The 20,058-nt window shown below is 50.5% G+C and carries 16 protein-coding genes; 4 read left to right on the top strand and 12 right to left on the bottom strand.

What is annotated here, in order from left to right:
- Nucleotides 1-14: 14 nt before the first annotated feature.
- Nucleotides 15-2,909: an RNA polymerase-associated protein RapA gene (rapA, locus tag AAC007_RS10065; RefSeq protein WP_339676431.1), complete on the top strand. Its 2,895-nt coding sequence runs from the start codon at nucleotides 15-17 to the stop codon at nucleotides 2,907-2,909.
- A gap of 32 nt (nucleotides 2,910-2,941) precedes the next feature.
- A complete protein-coding gene (locus AAC007_RS10060; protein ID WP_219044264.1) occupies nucleotides 2,942-3,226 on the top strand; it encodes a hypothetical protein in 285 nt (94 codons plus the stop codon).
- 32 nt (nucleotides 3,227-3,258) lie between these two features.
- Here AAC007_RS10060 and AAC007_RS10055 read toward each other — a convergent pair whose 3' ends face one another.
- The 4 genes from AAC007_RS10055 to AAC007_RS10040 form a co-directional block, all read right to left on the bottom strand.
- On the bottom strand, nucleotides 3,259-4,275 hold the full coding sequence (locus tag AAC007_RS10055) for an alpha/beta hydrolase (protein ID WP_339676429.1): 1,017 nt from the start codon (nucleotides 4,273-4,275) through the stop codon (nucleotides 3,259-3,261).
- Nucleotides 4,276-4,347: 72 nt separating this feature from the next.
- The gene (locus tag AAC007_RS10050) at nucleotides 4,348-4,713 is read right to left on the bottom strand and encodes a YajD family HNH nuclease (RefSeq protein ID WP_339676455.1); all 366 of its coding nucleotides are present in this window, start codon (nucleotides 4,711-4,713) and stop codon (nucleotides 4,348-4,350) included.
- Between the two features lie 250 nt (nucleotides 4,714-4,963).
- On the bottom strand, nucleotides 4,964-5,455 hold the full coding sequence (gene ilvN, locus AAC007_RS10045) for an acetolactate synthase small subunit (protein WP_103683381.1): 492 nt from the start codon (nucleotides 5,453-5,455) through the stop codon (nucleotides 4,964-4,966).
- Nucleotides 5,455-7,203, bottom strand: coding sequence for an acetolactate synthase 3 large subunit (locus AAC007_RS10040; RefSeq protein WP_219044268.1), 1,749 nt, complete (start codon nucleotides 7,201-7,203; stop codon nucleotides 5,455-5,457). The genes ilvN and AAC007_RS10040 overlap by 1 nt, the downstream gene beginning before the upstream one ends.
- 522 nt (nucleotides 7,204-7,725) lie before the next feature.
- Between AAC007_RS10040 and AAC007_RS10035 the strand changes: the two genes are divergently transcribed.
- Nucleotides 7,726-8,184, top strand: a complete 459-nt coding sequence (locus AAC007_RS10035) for a DUF4124 domain-containing protein (RefSeq protein WP_339676421.1) — start codon at nucleotides 7,726-7,728, stop codon at nucleotides 8,182-8,184.
- Between the two features lie 8 nt (nucleotides 8,185-8,192).
- Here the strand turns inward: AAC007_RS10035 and AAC007_RS10030 are convergent, their stop codons facing one another.
- From AAC007_RS10030 to rluD, 7 genes are all read right to left on the bottom strand, one after another.
- A complete protein-coding gene (locus AAC007_RS10030) occupies nucleotides 8,193-9,281 on the bottom strand; it encodes a HupE/UreJ family protein (RefSeq protein ID WP_339676419.1) in 1,089 nt (362 codons plus the stop codon).
- On the bottom strand, nucleotides 9,278-10,387 hold the full coding sequence (locus tag AAC007_RS10025) for a hypothetical protein (RefSeq protein WP_339676416.1): 1,110 nt from the start codon (nucleotides 10,385-10,387) through the stop codon (nucleotides 9,278-9,280). The genes AAC007_RS10030 and AAC007_RS10025 overlap by 4 nt, the downstream gene beginning before the upstream one ends.
- Nucleotides 10,388-10,403: 16 nt before the next feature.
- Nucleotides 10,404-10,631, bottom strand: coding sequence for a hypothetical protein (locus AAC007_RS10020; protein ID WP_295876291.1), 228 nt, complete (start codon nucleotides 10,629-10,631; stop codon nucleotides 10,404-10,406).
- A gap of 10 nt (nucleotides 10,632-10,641) precedes the next feature.
- Nucleotides 10,642-12,213, bottom strand: a complete 1,572-nt coding sequence (locus tag AAC007_RS10015; RefSeq protein ID WP_339676413.1) for a DUF4331 domain-containing protein — start codon at nucleotides 12,211-12,213, stop codon at nucleotides 10,642-10,644.
- Nucleotides 12,214-12,324: 111 nt separating this feature from the next.
- Complete coding sequence (gene clpB, locus AAC007_RS10010; RefSeq protein ID WP_339676411.1) at nucleotides 12,325-14,913, bottom strand: ATP-dependent chaperone ClpB; 2,589 nt, start codon at nucleotides 14,911-14,913, stop codon at nucleotides 12,325-12,327.
- A 121-nt stretch (nucleotides 14,914-15,034) separates the two neighbouring features.
- Nucleotides 15,035-15,811, bottom strand: coding sequence for a peptidoglycan editing factor PgeF (gene pgeF, locus AAC007_RS10005; protein WP_339676408.1), 777 nt, complete (start codon nucleotides 15,809-15,811; stop codon nucleotides 15,035-15,037).
- A 51-nt stretch (nucleotides 15,812-15,862) separates the two neighbouring features.
- A complete protein-coding gene (gene rluD / locus AAC007_RS10000) occupies nucleotides 15,863-16,819 on the bottom strand; it encodes a 23S rRNA pseudouridine(1911/1915/1917) synthase RluD (RefSeq protein ID WP_339676406.1) in 957 nt (318 codons plus the stop codon).
- Nucleotides 16,820-16,916: 97 nt separating this feature from the next.
- On the opposite strand from rluD, the gene AAC007_RS09995 reads away from it, so the two are divergent.
- Nucleotides 16,917-17,783, top strand: coding sequence for an outer membrane protein assembly factor BamD (locus tag AAC007_RS09995; RefSeq protein WP_339676404.1), 867 nt, complete (start codon nucleotides 16,917-16,919; stop codon nucleotides 17,781-17,783).
- 592 nt (nucleotides 17,784-18,375) lie between these two features.
- On the opposite strand, the gene AAC007_RS09990 is transcribed toward AAC007_RS09995, so the two are convergent.
- Nucleotides 18,376-20,001: an FAD-dependent oxidoreductase gene (locus AAC007_RS09990; protein ID WP_339676402.1), complete on the bottom strand. Its 1,626-nt coding sequence runs from the start codon at nucleotides 19,999-20,001 to the stop codon at nucleotides 18,376-18,378.
- Between the last annotated feature and the right edge of the window lie 57 nt (nucleotides 20,002-20,058).

The following is a 20,058-nucleotide window of genomic DNA, read 5'->3' as shown; positions in this document are numbered from 1 at the left end:
TATACTCATACCCTATGTCTACTATTTTTATCGCCGGCCAACGCTGGATCAGCAACCCAGAACCCGACCTGGGCTTGGGTATTATTCTTGAAGCCGAAAACCGTCGTGTGGTCATTGCCTTTCCTGCAGCAGAAGAAGAGCGCACTTACGCCGCTGCAGCCGCACCGCTATCGAGAGTACTATTTCAAGTTGGCGATAATATCGATGTCCCCAACCAGGGCCCGCTGATAGTAAAAGAGCAGCAAGAACACAATGGCTGCATCGTCTACTTTGCTGAAGACGAAAACGGTGACGTGCACCCGGTGCCTGAGCAAATCCTGAGCGCCAATATCAAGCTCAGCAATGCCAAAGAGCGTCTATTGGCCGGTCAAGTAGAACACCACCGCCGCTTCGCACTAAGAGCCGCAACCCTAGAACAGCAAAACACCAGCCAAGCCGCTAGCACCCGCGGTTTGTTGGGGCCGAGAGTTCAGTTACTACCCCACCAAATGTATATCGCCGCAGAAGTGGCAAGTCGGCCCTCACCCCGCGTGTTGCTTGCCGACGAGGTGGGACTAGGCAAAACCATTGAGGCCGGTTTAATCATTCATCAACTGCTATTACTTGAGCGCGCAAAACGCGTACTGATCGTGGTACCGGACAGTTTGGTTCACCAGTGGCTGGTAGAAATGCTGCGCCGCTTCAACCTCAAATTCAGTATTTTTAACGAGGCGCGCTGCCGTCAAATAGACGAGTGCGAAGATGAGCCGAACAGTATTTTCTTTGACGAAGAAGAATCGAAAGAAAACGAAGAAAATCCCTTTGAAGATGCTCAGCTCGTCATCTGCCCACTCAGCTGGATAAGCAGCCACGATCGCCGTCAGCAGCAATTATGCGAGGCCGGCTGGGATATGCTTGTGGTAGACGAAGCTCATCATCTGCACTGGCACGAAGACGGCAGCAGCTCTGCCGAATACAAACTGGTCGAGCGTCTAAGCGCAGAAATTGCCTCGGTACTGTTATTAACCGCCACGCCAGAAAATGCTGGCATAGACGGCCATTTTGCTCGTCTTCGCCTACTCGATCCGGCCCGCTACCCGGATTTGGCCGCCTTCCTTGAAGAGCAAAGTCACTACGAAGACATCAGTGAACTCATTCAAGGCCTGAGTGACTCACCAGAGGCCTCCCTTGGCGATACCGAGTTTTGCCAACGTTTAGAGACCTTGTTAGGTAAAGACACATTCTGTGCGCTACGAAAAAGCCCTAGCGTTGAACAGCTCGACAAAACCATCCGCGATCTACTCGACCGTTTCGGGACAGGCCGCATGCTGTTCCGCAACACCCGCGCCTCTGTCGGCGGTTTCCCCCAGCGGGTGATTCACGCCCACCCACTCGATGTTCCGGCGGGGTACGAACAAGCTTGCACAACAGCTAGCCTCGAAGAATCGTTGCACCCAGAGCAATTGCTCGGTGCCGCGTGGTTAAAAGCAGACACCCGAGTCGCGTGGATAGAAAAGTTCTTATTGCAAAACCCAGACGAGAAAGTCTTGCTCATTGCCGCTGACGCAAACGCGGCCCGAGACTTAGAACTGCACCTGCGGCTGCGTCGCGGCATTGCAAGCGCAGTATTCCACGAAGAACTCAGCCTAATCGAGCGCGATCGCGCGGCGGCTTATTTTGCTGACCCAGAGGACGGCGCCCAACTATTAATTTGCTCAGAGATTGGCAGCGAAGGTCGCAACTTCCAGTTTTCTCAACACCTGATTCTATTTGATTTGCCCTTAAATCCTGACTTACTTGAGCAGCGCATTGGTCGTCTTGATCGCATCGGCCAGCTCGGCGATGTCAATTTACACGTGCCCTACTACAAAGGCAGCGCGCAAGAAAAATTACTGCACTGGTATCGCGACGCGGTCAGTATTTTCAAACAGCCCTGCACCGTCGGCAATGCCTTGATGCTGGAGTTTGGTGACGAACTCCGCACAGCACTGGCCAATGACAGCGCGAGCGAGATCAATAACGTTATCGAACGCGCCGCCGATAAAGCCATAGTACTGCAGGAAAATTTGCGCAAAGGCCGCAACCGCCTGCTCGAACTAAACTCTTGCCAACCACAGCGCGCCGCAGAATTAATTACCTCACTCGAAACCGAGCAACGCAGTGACGCACTAGCGGAGTATGTTGAAATGCTCGCTGAACAGTTTGGTCTGGACCACGAAGATCATAGCGACAACGCCATTATTTTGCGGCCCGGCGATCACATGATCACCGAAGCATTCCCATATTTACCCGAGGACGGTATTACCGGCACCTTTGATCGCGACCGCGCACTCAGCCGCGAAGACATGGCTTATTTCAGCTGGGAGCACCCGCTAATCACCAGCGGAATGGACATGGTGATATCCAGCGACTTCGGCAGCGCCAGCATTTGTACTATTGCGGTAAAAGCCCTCAAACCCGGCACACTATTACTTGAGTCATTTTTCAGCCCCGCGCTACAAGCACCGGCTTGGCTGCAGTTACAAAGCTATTTACCCGCGCAAAGTTTCCGCCTTGTAACTGACCAGCAAAATCGCAACCTGTCTAATGCGGTTGCCCACAGCAAATTGAATCAACTGGCCCAAGGCGTCAAAAAGACGTTAATGCCGGTACTGCTTCGCGAAGTGCGCGCCAGTATTACCGCCATGATTCCACACATAGAAGCACTTGCGGAAGAAACGAGTAAAGAATGGGTAGCCACCGCGACCCAAGCTTACCAACTGGATCGCAGCGACGAACGCGAGCGATTGAAATCGCTAATGAGTCGCAACCCCCACGTAGATCCAAAAGAGTTGGCGACCTTCGACCACGAAACCGAACTCGGCTTAAGCGCGCTAACATCACTGCAATTAAATATGTCAGCACTGCGGCTGGCCATCGTTAGTCAATAATTTGCCCAGCAGAAAACTGGCCGGAGAAAAGCATGTATCTATTTTCAGTAAACGCCACGGCCAAGAAAACCCAGGGAGAATTCACCGAGGGCGAAAGCGCGCCATTTATTGTCTACATCGATTTTAAAGACATGTTCGGGGCAGAAAAGCTGGCTCAGCTTTTTGTCATGGCCGAGGGTTTCAAAGACGTTACCATCATCAAACGCAAGATGATCGACAATGCCCAAATACCTAAAAACCCAGCTTTTGCGAAAGATCCACAAATTACCGAAGCCTTAGCGAAGGGCTATTGCGTGCAGGCGTTTAGCGCACACTAATCGGATCTACAGGTACGCGGCGCAGCCAAAATTTACTGCCCTGATTTAAAAGCCTTAAGTAGCACCTTTTTAAATTGCTCAAAATCTTCAATATGCGGCAAATGCCCCAAACTCGGCAACTCAAACAAGCTGGCATTCGGAATTATTTTGGCAACTTTTTTGCCTAAACGATCATAGCGACCAAGCTCATAATCGACATTGCCCCGCATCCAGTTCCGCCCAGGCCCCGTTCGATCACGGCTACCTATAATCAAACTAACCGGCACAGATAAATCCTTGAACTCAGCCACCACGGGCTGGGTGAAAATCATATCGTAGGTTTTAGCATTGACCCAAGCGACTAAATCCTTATCCGGACCGTTAAGCTGGCCGATCATAAAGTCTGTTAGCGCCGCATATTGATCATTCCATTTGCCGTCGTAATAATTTTTACGCTGGTAGTTTTTAATGCCTTCTTCGGTCTTAGCAAGCTCACCCTTGTAAAAGAAATCTGTGTCCTTGTACTCAACATACTGCAAATAATTCTCCAATCCGATGGGGTTAAGTAAAACCAGCTGCTGCGTCACTTGTGGATACATTAAAGCAAAGCGGCTTGCCAACATCCCGCCCATGGAATGCCCAATCACAATCGATTTTTCAATTTCCAGAAAGCTCAACAATGAATGCGTCTGCTGAGCCATTGCCGCAAAGGAATATTGGTAGTTAATGGGTTTAGATGATTTACCAAAGCCAATCTGATCGGGGATAACAACGCCATAACCCATGCCCTGCAAAAATAGTGCTGTTTCGCTCCAGTAATCGGCATTAAAGTTTTTACCGTGCAATAGGGTTACAACCGGCTTATCTGCATCGCCTTTCAAATAGATAAAGGCCATCTTTAAGGATTGTTGTTGCGATTTAACAGCAAAGTAGTTCACTGTAAAATCATAATCATACGCACTCAGCTCAGCATCATAAACGAGGGCTGGCCTACTCTCTTCCGCTTGTAAAATAGTTGCTTGCGTTAAAAAGACACACCATATAAGACCAATTATCTTAAGTTTGAACATATAAACTCTCGATTTAAAAATACATAGAAATAATATGGAGCGATAATACGCCGACGAGCTCATTGCGCTCAATCAACTATCCTTGCCTTCCATTTTCGCCTTTAGATCCGCAAAGGGATTAAAGGTGGCAGCTTTTACTTTTTTCTCAGTTGTACTGCCATAACGCACCAAATTCTCATACTTTGCGTGCTCTTCATCGTGACAATAAATACACAGCAATTCCCAATTACTGCCATCGGCGGGATTATTATCATGATTGTGATCTACGTGATGAACCGTCAACTCTGACAAATTCTTGCGCTCAAAATCCCGCGCACAGCGACCGCAGGTCCAGGGATACAATTTCAAGGCCCGCTCTCTATAACCCGTTGCGCGCTTAGCATTGTATTCTCGCTGCTCAGCGAGCACCTGATCGAGTGCTTTTTTCTGGCTCACTATTCACACACCTATATTTTTTAAATCTGGAATTGCTGATCAGACTAGACCGTCAGTGATTAAGCTTACGTCAGAAAGACTATTCCACTCGCTTATAACAATGCCACTAAACAATAGAGCCCACACTGGCTTGGTGCAAGCGCTGATTACAAAATCAAATGACTGCTGATTTTTATGAGATTGGTTCAGACATAGAAACTACAGACGAAAAAAAGGCGCCCAAAAGGCGCCTTATCACTTCGCCAAACAAAGCTTACAAACTCAGTACTTTTTCGCCGCGGGCGATACCCGACACGCCGCTGCGAACCACTTCCATAATCGCCGCTTCGCCGACTGCCTCTAGAAATGAATCTAGCTTGTCAGCTGCGCCGGTGACCTGAATGGTGTACACGCTAGGGCCAACGTCGACGATCTGACCGCGAAAAATATCGGTGCAGCGTTTGATTTCAGCCCTTTGTGCACCGGTAGCACGCACTTTAACCAACATCAGTTCGCGCTCGATATGCGAGCCCTCTGACAGATCAACCAGCTTCACTACATCGATCAAGCGATTGAGATGCTTGGTGATTTGCTCAATTTTGTGATCATCGCCAATTGTCGTCAGGGTCAAACGCGACAGGGTTGGATCTTCTGTAGGTGCCACGTTGAGTGTCTCGATGTTGTATCCGCGCTGTGAAAACAGTCCGACAACACGCGACAAAGCACCCGGCTCATTTTCCATCAATACCGAAATAATATGTCGCATTATGTACGCTCCGTCTTGCTCAACCACATATCGCGCATCGATCCGTTAGGCGCTATATGCATAGGGTAAACATGCTCGTGCGGATCAACGTGAATATCCATAAATACCAAGTCATTTTTACGGGCAAAGGCTTCTTTCATTGCCTCTTCCAAATCACTTAACTGAGTCACTTTAATGCCAACATGACCATAGGCTTCGGTCAGTTTGACAAAATCTGGCAGTGAATTTTCGTAAACGCTTTCTGAATAACGGCCTTCGTACTGCATGTCTTGCCACTGCTTAACCATGCCGAGATAGCCGTTGTACAAACTGATAATTTTGACCGGAATATTGTACTGGGCGCAGGTAGACAGCTCCTGAATATTCATCTGGATACTGCCTTCGCCGGTGACGCAGGCAACATCCGCATCCGGGAATGCCAACTTGGCCCCCATCGCGGCTGGCAAACCAAATCCCATGGTGCCAAGACCACCGGAGTTTAACCAACGGCGCGGCTCATCAAACTTGTAGTACTGGGCAGCAAACATTTGATGCTGGCCAACGTCAGAACTCACATAGGCTTTGCCGTGGGTTACTTTGCACAGAGTTTCAATAACCTGTTGCGGCTTGATATATGGCGTAGAGATGTCATAGCGTGGCTTAACCCACAAGCCATGCGCATCGCGCCATTCATCAATTTGGCTCCACCAATGTTTGAGTGACGAGGCATCTGGCAAACTGCTGTCGGCCTGGCGCATTTCGCGAATTACCGCTAACAAATCTGTCAGCACAGAATCCACCGGCCCAACAATCGGTACATCAGCCGCAATTGTTTTAGAAATGGCGGCAGGATCGATGTCGATATGAACAATTTTTGCACCTGGGCAGAACTTGCTGCAGGTGTTGGTCACACGGTCATCGAAACGCGCGCCCACCGCTAAAATCACATCGCTGTGATGCATGGCGTTGTTGGCTTCATAAAAACCATGCATACCTAACATACCCAGAAACTGCCGATCACTGGCAGGGTAGGCCCCCAAGCCCATCAGGGTGTGCGTTACCGGAAAATTCAGCTCGCGCGCCAAAACCCGCAATTGCTCAGAGGCATTACCCTGAACCACGCCGCCACCGGCATAAATAACTGGGCGCTTAGCGCCAAGCAGCAAGCTTGCCGCTTTCTTAATTTGTCCAGAGTGACCACGCGCCGCTGGTGTGTAAGAGCGCAACTTCACCTTTTTAGGGTAGTTGTACTCATACTTGTCATGGGGGTTGGTTAGGTCTTTTGGCAAATCGATAACCACCGGACCAGGACGACCGCTAGACGCGATATAAAACGCCTTTTTAATAATCTCAGGGATATCTTCGGTGCGAGAAACCTGGAAGCTGTGCTTTACGATGGGACGAGAAATACCCAGCATATCGGTTTCCTGGAAGGCGTCTTCACCAATCAGGTGGCTCATGACCTGGCCTGACAAAACGACCATTGGAATTGAATCCATGTACGCGGTCGCAATACCGGTAATGGCATTGGTTGCGCCGGGACCAGAGGTGACCAAGACCACGCCAGGTTTACCCGTCGCCCGCGCATAACCATCGGCAGCGTGAGTAGCTGCCTGCTCATGGCGGACTAAAATATGGGGTACTTTGCAGCTCTTAAACAAAGCATCGTATATATGCAATACTGCACCACCGGGATAGCCGAAGATGAATTCAACACCCTCGTCTTCCATGGCACGCGCGATCATTTCGCCGCCAGATAACAACTCCACTGAAATATCCTCGATTCAGTTTGAATACGCAAAAATCTTGTTAATAGCATCGCCGAGGCAAATCCTCAGCAAAAGGTATGAAACAAGAACAAAGATGTCGAAACACATTACCACCGGTTCTCAGCCGACACGGCTGATTTCCGGGCGAAACGCCAAAATGCTGCCAAGCAGCGTTTATATGCATCGCGGGATAACGCGGTGCGGGCAATCTCGCAACACAGGTCATGTGTCTGCAGAGTGAATGGAACTACTCGTAGGTAGCAGTACGACACGATGAGCCATACTCTGTACTTAGGCCGCAGGTAAGCGGCGCGGATAACAGCCATTTGCTATCAAAAAGATAGACCGCGTATTTTTTAACCTATGGCCTTCTATGTCAATACCAAACAAAGACTTAATTCAGGTGATTTGCCGATAGCCTAAGAAATAACTAACACTTAGCCTTGTTTTGAACGCGGTTTTTCCACGCCGCAATTTATCTGCCATAATCTAAGTAACGATACGTCACGGTTATTATTAATTATGAAAACTAAGGCCCTCACAATTGCACTTTGCGCTGGCTTATTGGCTACCCATTTTTCTGCCTACGCCGACAAAACCGGCTATTACCGCTGGGCTGACGATGACGGCAAGCAGCATTTCACCCAACAACCACCACAGGGTCGCAAATACTTCTTTGTAGAAACCCGTGGCGGCGCAACCATGCAGAGCGAGGAATACGGTGACGAGGCAAGTGAGACCGACAGCGATTCGGTAGCAGACGCTAATAGCAATAACGATGCACCAGTGAAAATGGAAATCATCCCCCCCAAGGACCCAGAGCTGTGCGAAAAAGCCAAGGGAAATATGCAGTCATTAAAGGCCAATGGCGCAAGGATTCGCATTACCAATGCCGACGGTAGCAGCCGGATGCTTAATGCCGAAGAAATTAAAGAACAGGAGTATCGAGCGCAGCAGGTCATTAACCAAAACTGCGGTTGATGACTTAATTAGATTCGCTGCAATGCCATATACAAACCGCTGACGGCCAAAGCGATAGCCGCCAGTGGAAATGCCTTTTTCTGATACCAAGGATGGAAGCTATACCGATACAGAAGTGGCAACACTATAATCACCAAGGCCAACTGCGCCAGCTCAATACCCACATTAAAGCTGCCAAGCGCCAGTAATTTTAAGGGGCTTGCGGCAAGTAGGTCTGACAGCACTCCCGCAAAACCAAAGCCATGAATCAGTCCAACCCCCATTGCCAGCCCCCGCTGAAAACGAACATCGACATCCAGCAAAGCCAACACCGCCGCCAAGCTAATTGAAAGCGCAATCGCTATCTCAACGGGTTGCGAGGGCAAGCTAAACCAACCCAAACTGGCCGCAATCAGGGTAAAGCTATGGGCAAGGGTAAACATCGTAACGACTACAGCAACGTCCGTGAACACGGCGCGCAAAGATTGCGTAGCTCCCCCTGCGTGCTTGCGACGTGTTGCCGGCAAGAGCAGCGCTAGTAAAAACAGCATATGGTCATAGCCAAGCAGTAAATGAATAACCCCCTGCCATATAAAGACCTCTGCGGTGTCCAATGCCGAGATTGCCTCCCCCAACGCAAGCGAAGGGGAAGCTGGTGACAAAACACTGATCTGCTTTTCACCACTGAGATCGCTTACTATCAAGGCGCGATGGAGGGGATCAATATCAAATAACAGAGAATAGTCCAGTTTCACGCCCGGCTTCGACAAGCATTCTGAGGCGAGCTGCCAAACAGCGTAATTGCCGTCACTGTGCTCACTAATACCCTCCAGACTAATGAGTAAGGCACAGGGCTCAGTGTTCTGACTCAGTGAAATTTGCCGACGCAATAGTTCTGAAAACTCAGCCTCGACGGCCCGCAACTCCCCCCAGCTAACGGCAGCATCGGCATTCGCATCCAGAGTCTGAATACGCGCCATATCCTGTACGGCAATATCCAAGCGGATATGCTCGGCAGTAATATACATAAAGCTATCACTGGCTTTATGAGCCAAAGCGGGCAGCGCAAAAATAACCATCACTAGCGCTGTGACAAGACTGGAGATTGAGCGCCTCATAATGGTTCTGCTCCGCGACTGGCGGCACGAGCACGGGCAAGAATGACCTCATCTGGCCACTCCCGCTGATGAGCCCAATTCTCTTCAGCCATGACCAAAGCAGCTTGCGCATCCTGCTCGATATCTAATAGGAACTGGGCGTAAGCGCGCTTGTGTAAAATCTCGCCGCGCCACAGCGCTTCGTCAAACCGCTTTCTTAGCATGGCGATTAACTGTTCGCCCTCGCCAAGCTGCTTTTGCGCAATTGCAGCACTGACCGCCAAGGCGTCAACTGCCAAGTAATCCTTACTTACGGCAATGACGTCTTGATAATTGGCCAGCCTTAACTGCTCACCCGCCAAGCGCGCTCGGGTATATAAATCATCTGGTTGAAGCTGCAGTGCTAACCTCCAAATTGCCACGCTATCATGACGACCAGCGCGCTCCGCGATATCCGCCAAGGTTCCGGTTGCCCACGCCAAGGCCTGACGATCAGCCAACAAGCCCGACTTTGCCATCGCTAACTTCAAATCGTGATAGGCCTTTTCAGCATCCCCTGTAGCAGCTTGCAGTTGCTGGCTACAACTCGCCGCATACAAGCTGTTTTCATCATTTTTTAGCGCGGTGCAGGCTTTCTCTGCTTCTTGGTATTCGCCGGAGACGAAGCTGATGGAAAAATGCATCATCAAGGATTCGAGACTGTCACCACCTTGCTGAGAAAGAGTACTTAAATCGGCTAGAGCTTCGTCAAATAAATGCAGGCTCTGCTTGAGAGATGCGCGATAAAAATAGAATTGACCACTGCGATCGCTATCGGGAATAGCGGCTAGTTCGCGTTCAACATCGCCTAAATAGCGGGGATTTGCAGTGCGTCTAAATTGGACTAGTGCACGCTTCGCTGCTACGAGATGCTCCTGAGGACTACTCGCAGAGAGTGGACTCACCACGGTCGAAGACGCATTAAGACTCAGTATTATGGTGCTGTCGTCGCTAGGCCGATGAATTGCCGGGCCGTCAACTGATCCTGCAAACACAGGCCCAGACAACATTGATATGACAAACCACGTTGCAGTGCCAAAAAAAATAACGCGACGATGAAACCATCGCCGCGCTATTCCATGAGCCAAACTATGGCCAGTGAGATTACAAACTATCGACATTAATCGGGTCGAAACTGTCTGTAATATTTTTGTCGTTCACTGATACAGGTTCGCCATTCTCGCCCTGCAAAGCCACAGATGCGATTAGCTGCTCGCCGCTTATTGGCGCATTCGCGCCAGCGCCTTTTCCGTCGTACTTGCTGTCACTGTTACACGCGACCAGACCAAGACCCAAGCACACAAACAGGCTACATTTAATGATGGTTTTCATAAACGCCTCCTTATTGGCTAGCCAATCCTGCGCCAGGAATCGGAGTGTTCAGATAAGGGAACACCGTGAGATAATCCGCTTTTGATGGCAAAGCGCCATCGTTTACTACTCTACCCGAGTTAATTACTACAGGCGTTGAGCCACTCAAATCACAGGTTTGAAGCATATTTGGATTCGGGGTTGGATCACCCGCATCTAAGCCACCGACCGCACCTTCAGCCACTGTCAAGGCAATGTCGACGACATCATCAATTGGGCGACGACCATTCGGGAAGCCCGCAAGATCGCAACCGAGAAAACCTAGATCACTTTGCAAATCAATCCCTGTAATAGGAACTGCCGTATTCAAGCGCAGCATCTCGCCGGGAACAGTCAGATTTGCAGACTTTGTCAAACCTTCTACGCCGGTGACAAATGCAGCCAAGAGGTCATTTCTTGGCGTCGTCGGAACGGTGGTCGCCTGGGGAAACAAGACATCAACCAACACAGGCAGCGTCGGATACAATACATACGCGCCAAAATTGTCTACATCGCCAGACGGCTCACTTGCGTTAAACTTGTCTTTATCGGTAATACCAATGACAACTTCGTTGACTAATGGGCTACCCAAACGAGAGACCTGCGTCCACGCACCAATCTCTACTGACGGACCTTTTCCTGATGCAGTATCAGTCGGGCCAGTCGGTGATGGGTTAAGCACACGACCTTGACGCTTACTAGCTGTCGTCCACGCACCGATTACAGTATCGCTGCCGCTTGTGAGGCAGTCGGACGCCACTTCCAGCGCTAGAGAGGTTACGTTCTTATCACCAATGGTGTTGCTGCGAGAATCACGCGCACCCAGTGGATTGAGGTTAACTTGGTCGAAAATTTCGCCGAGGTTTACCACAAAGCCTTCTTGACGCTGCCCTACAAACAAACGCCCCGGAGTCGAACAGCCAGGTATGGCGACGTCATAAATAAACTGATCGGCGTAACTTGCGTACTGAGGAATCGTGTTGGTCCCGATATTGTCTACTGGTTTAGTGAATGTGCTTACGCTGCCACCTGAAGCAGTAACTGGATTACTAGCACCTGTGCGTCGGTCACCGCTCACCACGTTGACTGTGTATGTTTCTACCACGTTGAGTAAACCAGTTCCATTACCAGAACCACGACCTACTGCTGCTAATGGCACCTGAACCTCGGCGCCATCTGGGCCAATTGCTATGCCGCCATTATTAATCAAATCCTCTGCATTGGCTTGGCCGTAGGCGTTATTGAATTTAAATTGGAAGGTGAGGTCTTCAACGGCATCGCCGTCGTTATCGATATGAATCTCGTAAAGCGCAGTGGGATCCATGGTGAAATAGTTGGGCCCGCCGTAAGAATCTTGTAGCGGTTGGTAGTTGGCGATCAAGGTCACAAAATCGCCACGATCCGCTTCATAGCTGCGGAACATATAGAAATCGGTGCCATCAACCTTGGGCGATCCCGCAATAAATGGCGCCTCTCGGTGACTGGATGCTAGGGCAAATGAACTGATGATACTTGCGCTGAGTAATGACAGTGCGAAAACCTGCCCCCGTTTAGATATTTTCATTTTTACACCTCGGTTATTATGTATTGACCGCCATTTGTACGCGGCCCCACACAACACAGATCACTAAAATAAAAATATCCTTGCGGCGGCAGTCAGCTCACCCGACAAAACCTACTGCAAGCGCGGCACCTTAAATACAATATTTTCGTCTTCCACCGTCGCCGTAATAACTTGCCCCGGAGTAAACTCGCCTTTTAATATCCGCTGCGCGAGGGGGTTTTCAAAGCGCTGCTGAATAGCCCGCTTCAATGGCCTCGCGCCGTAAACTGGATCAAAACCGACATCGGCAAGTCGATTCATGGCCTCATCGCTCACCTCTAGACGCAACTCGCGCTCAGCAAGCCGCTTATTCAAAATCTCTAATTGAATACCGGCAATCGCTTGCACCTGAGTTCTGTCCAGGGGCTCAAATACCACTAGCTCGTCGACTCGGTTTATGAACTCCGGACGGAAATGCCCGGAAACCACATTTAAAACGGCCTCTCTCATTTTATCGTAACCACTCGCCGCCAATGTCATTTCCTGAATCACATCTGAGCCAAGGTTTGAGGTCATCACTATCACGGTATTTCGAAAATCCACCGTCCGGCCTTGACCATCGGTTAAGCGGCCGTCATCTAGAACCTGCAATAAAATATTAAACACATCGGGATGGGCCTTTTCGACCTCATCCAATAGCAACAATGAATAGGGGCGCCTGCGCACAGCCTCGGTCAAATAGCCACCCTCCTCATAGCCAACGTAACCTGGAGGCGCACCGATTAAACGAGCGACTGAGTGCTTCTCCATAAATTCAGACATATCGATGCGCACCATCGCGTCTTCACTATCGTAAAGAAACATCGCCAGGGCTTTGCACAGTTCCGTTTTACCGACACCGGTTGGCCCTAAGAACATAAAGGAGCCGTTGGGGCGATTCGGATCACTCAAACCTGCCCGCGACCGCCGCACTGCATTCGAGACCGCATCGACCGCTTCAGTTTGCCCAATCACGCGGCGATGCAATTCGTCTTCCATACGCAATAATTTGTCTCGCTCCCCTTCCAGCATTTTGCTAATGGGAATGCCTGTCCAGCGCGACACCACCTCTGCCACCTCTTCTTCGGTGACCTTGTTTCGCAATAGCTGCATGTCACCGTGATCTTCCTTATCGGCGTCAAGTAGCTGCTTTTCTAAACCGGGAATAACGCCGTACTGCAATTCTGACATGCGCGTGAGATCGCCAGCACGGCGAGCGTTATCCATATCCATCTTGGCTTTTTCTAGATCCACTTTAATTTGCGCAGAACCTTGCAAGGCCGCCTTTTCTGCCTTCCAAATTTCTTCTAAATCAGCGAACTCTTTGCCAACCTTTTCGATATCAATATTTAATTTTTCTAATTGCTTACGAGCCGAATCATCGTCTTCTTTTTTGACCGCCTCGCGCTGAATTTTCAATTGAATTAAGCGTCGCTCAAGCCTATCCATCACCTCTGGTTTGGAATCAATTTCCATGCGAATACGGCTCGCCGCTTCATCGATTAAATCGATGGCTTTGTCCGGCAGCTGACGATCGGTGATGTAGCGCTGGGATAATTTCGTCGCAGCAATGATCGCCGAATCGGTAATATCGACACTGTGATGCACTTCATAGCGTTCTTTTAATCCGCGCAAAATAGCGATGGTATCTTCCTCAGAGGGTTCGTCTACCAAGACCTTCTGGAACCGTCGCTCAAGTGCCGAGTCTTTTTCAATAGACTGGCGATATTCATTTAAAGTTGTGGCGCCAACGCAATGTAACTCACCACGTGCGAGCGCGGGCTTGAGCATATTACCGGCGTCCATTGCCCCCTCCGCCTTACCGGCGCCAACCATGGTATGCAACTCATCAATAAATAAAATGACCCGACCTTCTTCTTTGCCGAGTTCATTTAAAACCGCCTTTAAACGCTCTTCAAAATCACCGCGAAACTTGGCGCCTGCCAACAGCGCTGCCAAATCCAACGACAGTACGCGCTTGCCCTTTAAGCCTTCTGGGACTTCACCATTAATAATACGCTGCGCCAAGCCTTCAACAATGGCGGTTTTACCCACCCCCGGCTCCCCAATCAATACTGGGTTATTTTTGGTTCTGCGCTGCAAAACTTGAATGGTGCGGCGAATTTCATCATCGCGCCCGATCACGGGATCGAGTTTGCCCGATGCGGCACGCTCGGTGAGATCAATCGTATACTTATCTAATGCCTGCCGAGACTCTTCTGCCGAGGCGTCGTTCACCGGCTGACCGCCGCGCACTTTATCTATGGCGGCAACTAGCGCAGGTTTAACAACGCCGTTGTCAGTGAGTAATTTTGCCGTCTCGCCGCCGACCTCGAGCATGGCCAACAAAACCAATTCACTTGATATATAACTGTCTTGGCGTTGCTGCGACAGCTTATCGCAAACATTAAATACTCTTGCCAAGGTTTGTGACACGTGGACATCACCGCTCGCGCCCTGCACCGTGGGCAAACGGTCTAACTCAGCGGCGACTTTCTGCTCCAACGCTGGCAAATTTGCGCCCGACTGCCCAAGTAATGGCCGCGTGCTACCACCCTGCTGTTTTAGCAGGGCAGACAATAAATGTACGGCCTCTATATATTGATGATCTTTCCCCAGCGCGAGCGATTGCGCGTCGGCCAGCGCGGTTTGCAATGAATTAGTGAAACGATCAGCACGCATGTCAGGTTCTCCAAAAAATCGATGAAACGACGAAGTGATACTTCGCCCTCCCTGAACTATAAATGGGGCGTTAACAAATGAAATTCAAGGCTAGATAGAATAAGGGGAATTAACTACGGGACTATTTGATATAGATCAAACTAAGCTGACGACCGGTTTGACCATCGCGACGAAAGGAATAAAAACGATTGGCATCTGCAAAGGTACACATATTGCTGCTACCGACCCAGGCTACACCCAACTTTTGGAGTTGAGCGCTAGCAAGCGCATTGAGATCGGCGTAAAAATGTCCCGCTCTTTGCACCGATGGCGTAAATGCTTGGGTGATTTGCTCCGCGGACACTGCGCCAAAATTATCAATAAATGCCTGATACACCTCAGCGCCAACTTCAAAGTGCGCGGCAGAAATCGCGGGCCCAATCCACGCCATAAGTTCTTGCGGCGGGCAATCGAAGGACTTCACCGTATTTGCCAACACACCTGCACACAAGCCTCGCCAACCGGCGTGTGCAGCGGCCACCTGACCACCATCTAGGCGACAAAATAAAACCGGCAGACAATCTGCCGTCATGATTCCGCATGCGAGTCCGGACTGCGCTGTAATCGAGGCATCAGCAATAATGGGAGCTGGGCTCGCGCCGCTGGCACAATGTACGTCAACGCCGTGCACTTGTTGCAACCAGCCAATGGATTGCAGTCCGTCGCAAACGTCGAGCAGTCCGGCACGATTTTGCTGTACGCTAGCGGCATCGTCATCAACATGATCGCCCAAATTGAAGCTCGCGTAGGCCCCACCGCTAGCACCAACAAGACCTGCTGGCGCTAGCCGTGTCGTTGCCAAGGCGACAATATTTGCGGGTGCCGGCCAATCGGGCTTTATGAAGTCGTCTATGATCACTTTTCTACTCGGCTCAAATTGAACGCGCCAGAACCCTAACGCTGAGAGAATCTAGCGGACATCTTCCGTTGCCAATACCGCCAACAGGGCTTTCATATCTTCGGGCAAAGGCACTTCCCACGACATGGTATCGCCACTGATTGGGTGTTCTAACTCCAATTTGCGCGCATGCAGTGCCTGCCGGCCAAAACCACGCAGCGTGGTGATCAGCAAATCGGTTGCGCCCTTGGGCAGGCGTGGACGCCCCGCATAGAGCGGATCACCCAATAAAGGGTACTTAATATGAGCCATGTGGACGCGGATTTGATGGGTGCGTCCCGTTTCTAGAAAACAGCGGATATGGGTGTGATTTAAAAAACGGCGCGTCACCCGATAGTGAGTAACGGCTTCCTTTCCACCCACTTGTGACACCGCCATTTTTGTACGTTGACGTGGATGCCGGCCCATGGGCTCGTCAACCGTACCACCGCCTGTCATGGTGCCAAACACCACCGCGTCATATTCACGGTGTACTTCCCTCGCCTGCAGTTGCGCAACCAAGCTGGTGTGCGCTTCCAGGGTTTTAGCGGCAATCATCAGTCCGGTGGTGTCGCGATCAAGGCGGTGGACAATACCGGCACGGGGGACTTTATCGATTTCCGGGAAATGATTGAGCAGCGCATTCAGCAGGGTGCCGTCAGGATTACCGGCACCGGGGTGGACAACCAAGCCCGCGGGCTTGTTAATCACCAGAACATGATCATCTTCATACACAATATTAAGGTCGATTGGCTCCGCTACCGAGCGAACCTCAACCTGCAGCTCCGCCTTCAATACCAGCGTATCGCCCTCCAGCACCTTGTCGCGGGTGCGGCGAACATCGCCATCTACGGTTAACTCACCGCTTTTTATCCAGGTTTGCAGCCGCGAGCGCGAATACTCGGGGAACAACTGCGCCGCCACTTGGTCGAAACGCTCACCATTGAGGGCGTCGGGGACGATTTCCTGTCGATCAATTATCTCGGTCATATGTGATTCTTTATACCATCATCCGGCTGTGTTTAAATAGCAGGCCCTCGCCATGGCAAGGGGTCGTCGGGGATCTTCCGCTATTTGGAAAAATTACATGAAAGCTGTCGTAAAAGTCGTTGTACTACTATTTATTACCGTTTTGATCGCCGCCTGCGCTGGCGAACAAGACCGCCCAGATTTGTCCGAACGGGAAATCTATGAAACGGCGCAAGGCTACCTGAAAAGCAAGAACTTTGCATTGGCTGTCGATAATTTACAGCTGCTGGAAAGCCGCTACCCATTTGGGCCCTACGCTGAACAAGCACAACTCGAAATCATCTACGCCCATTACCGCCGAGGCGATAATGAGGCCGCCGTGGCCGCCGCAGACCGCTTTATACGCCTGCACCCACAGCATCAAAAAGTGGACTACGCCTATTATATGCGCGGCTTGGCAAACTACACCGATGGCGAGGGCTTTTTAGAGCGTTTTATCCCCACCGATATGACCCAGCGCGACCCAGGATCGACCATTCAATCCTTTGATGACTTCCGCCAGTTGCTGCAACGCTTCCCAGACAGCGAATACGCAGATGACGCCAAAGCCCGCATGATTCAATTGCGCAACCGCCTGGCCCGTTATGAAATCAACGTGGCCAACTATTACTTCAAACGCAAAGCTTACTTAGCAGCAACTAACCGCGGTCGCTATGTCATTGAAAACCTACCGCAAACACCCGCAATACCGGACGCACTCGCGGTAATGGTACAGGCTTACTTGTTGCTGGGAATGAACGATTTAGCGGATCAGTCTTTATCTGTGCTGCGCAAGAATTTCCCTGATCACCCTTCACTGGACAAAAAGGGCAACTTTATCAGCCAAGTTGGTATTGAGCAGGAAGGGTCGTTTGTGAACAAGGCCACGCTGGGCTTGTTTGACCGTTACGAGCCGCCGAAATTTGATAACAGAGAAGAAGATTGAGACCTTGCTATACGCCGGAGGACTGACGTCTGGCGTCTGACGTAAAACCGCAAAGCCCGAGGTGTATTAATAATCTCGGGCTTTTTTTATAGATCGGTAGGGGCCTAGAAATAGCCCTTCGCCTAAACTGCGAGCCATTGCCCCGACGTCAGACTTCCACCCAGCTCATCTGCTTTTGACCTTTCGTCAGACTTCCGACCCCCGACGTCCGGCTATTTCCCCAGCAGCATCTCTCAGCTAGATGCCGTAGGACTGGCGCCGGACGTGTAAAACCGCAAAGCCCGAGGTGTATTAATAATCTCGGGCTTTTTTATTGACTCAGAAAGAAACCAAGAACAACCCCGCAGCCTGAACTGCGAGCTTTTCATCAGACACCAAACTTCCAGCCTGCTCATTTGCTTTTGACCTTGCATCAGGCTTCAGACCCCCGACGTCCGACTGTCTCCGCAGCAGTATCTCTCGGCTAGATGTCGGAGGACTGGAGTCTGGCATGTAAAACCGCAAAGCCCGAGGTCTATTAATAATCTCGGGCTTTTTTATAGATCAGTAGGGCTCTCGGAATAGCTGCGCCGGTTGAGCTACCGGCCGCTCGTCAGACATCCGACTCCCGACGTCCAGCAGTCTCCTCAATATACTCCTGCAATTTAGCCTCTGCCTCTTCGCCAAACAAGATCTCGCAGGCTTCTTTTAAACCTGGGGCCTTGATAATTTCCTCGCGACGCACCACCAGTGAAATCTTGGAGCGGCGACGTAAAAAGTCATCCAATTTGCTAATCATTTCACGCCGGGCGGCATGCTCAATCTCACAGCGCAGATACTCGGCGTTTTCAATCAACAGCTCAGCACAGCTGGGATCTTCGCGAATCATTTCCAACATTTCTATTGCGCTGCGACCGTAGCGCCGCCACAGGCGCTGGGTTAGCGGCTCGGACGAGGACGGATCGGTCATCTCATCCAGCCCCATTAACTTAGCCTGATGCATAAATTCTTCTTTAACGCTGTTGCTGGGCTCGCCATACCAGCACTTTTCCGGGTATGGCACCGCAACACCCAGCTTGGCAACAACATCAGACACCTCATCGCCAACATTCAGGCAGTCGGTCAGCTTGCCGCCAAAAATACTCAGGTGTTTGTCTTTGTGGCTTATGTCGATGGCGTGCTTGCGCGACAGTTTGACCCAATCCGCAACCCCGTCCTGACCTTTTAGCGCGAGAGGGCGCACCCCGCAGCGCTCGGCTATCACATCGTCCACCGTTAGCGGTCGCTCTAGATTTAGCAGGGCGTTAACGTTGTCTAGCACAAACTGACGATCCGCCGCCGTCATCTCTACCTCGGGGCTGGCCTCTTGGGTATCGGTGGTGCCAATACAGGTTTTCGGTCCCATTGGAATCACAAAAAATAGACGCCCATCACTGGCGAAGAAGGTAAGAATTCGCTGGGTGTCAGATACGCGGTCAACAATGAGATGAACGCCTTTAGAAAACAAGTGACGGTGTTCTGTGTGCTGCCCGGTGAGCTGGTTATGCGTGTCGACGTAGGGTCCGCAGGCGTTTATTAACACACGGCTGCGCACTGTAAATGTCTCGCCGCTGAGATTGTCTTTCAGACGCGTACGCCACAAGCCCCCTTTACGCTCAGACCCCAAGGATTCCACGTAATTCGCCGCAATACAGCCATAATTTAAGCTGCTGCGTATAAAGTTAAAAACAAAGCGCGCGTCATTGTCGTAAAGGTAACAATCGGAATATTCAAAGCCGCCAGCGGCCTGTGAAGTGTTAATAACACCTTCGCGCTTACTCAAGCCAGCAGCACTTAAATACTTTGGCGCACGGGTCACGAAGCGACCAAAAACCCAGTAGACGATGGTGCCGAGATAGACCAAAAATGCGGGAAAGCGAAAACCTTTTTGAATGGTGGTGAGAAAACGGATTTCTTTCACCGTTGACGGATAGCTGCGCATCAAATGATTGCGACTGCGGCAAAGTTTATCAACTAAAAAGTATTCGTGATTTTCTAAATACTTAATGCCACCCCAGGCCAGGTTTGAGGAGTTAGAGCTGGTTAAACCAGCAAAGTCACCTTTATCAACCAGCGCCACTTTTACGCCCTTGGCAGCCAGGGAGGCAGCCGAAACAGCACCGTTAATACCGCCACCTAAAATAAGTACGTCGAAATAGCCATCGCGTAGTTTACTGACGTTACTTGCCCGTAATTCCATTACAATCCTGACGTTAAGCCAAAGGGTTAGAGGATCAGTTCAATCAAATTTGACTGT

This window comes from uncultured Zhongshania sp., from assembly GCF_963975605.1.
Lineage (GTDB): Bacteria > Pseudomonadota > Gammaproteobacteria > Pseudomonadales > Spongiibacteraceae > Spongiibacter > Spongiibacter aquimaris.
Note: the sequence above shows the minus strand (reverse complement) of the source record. Positions and strands in the feature narration are given on the sequence as shown.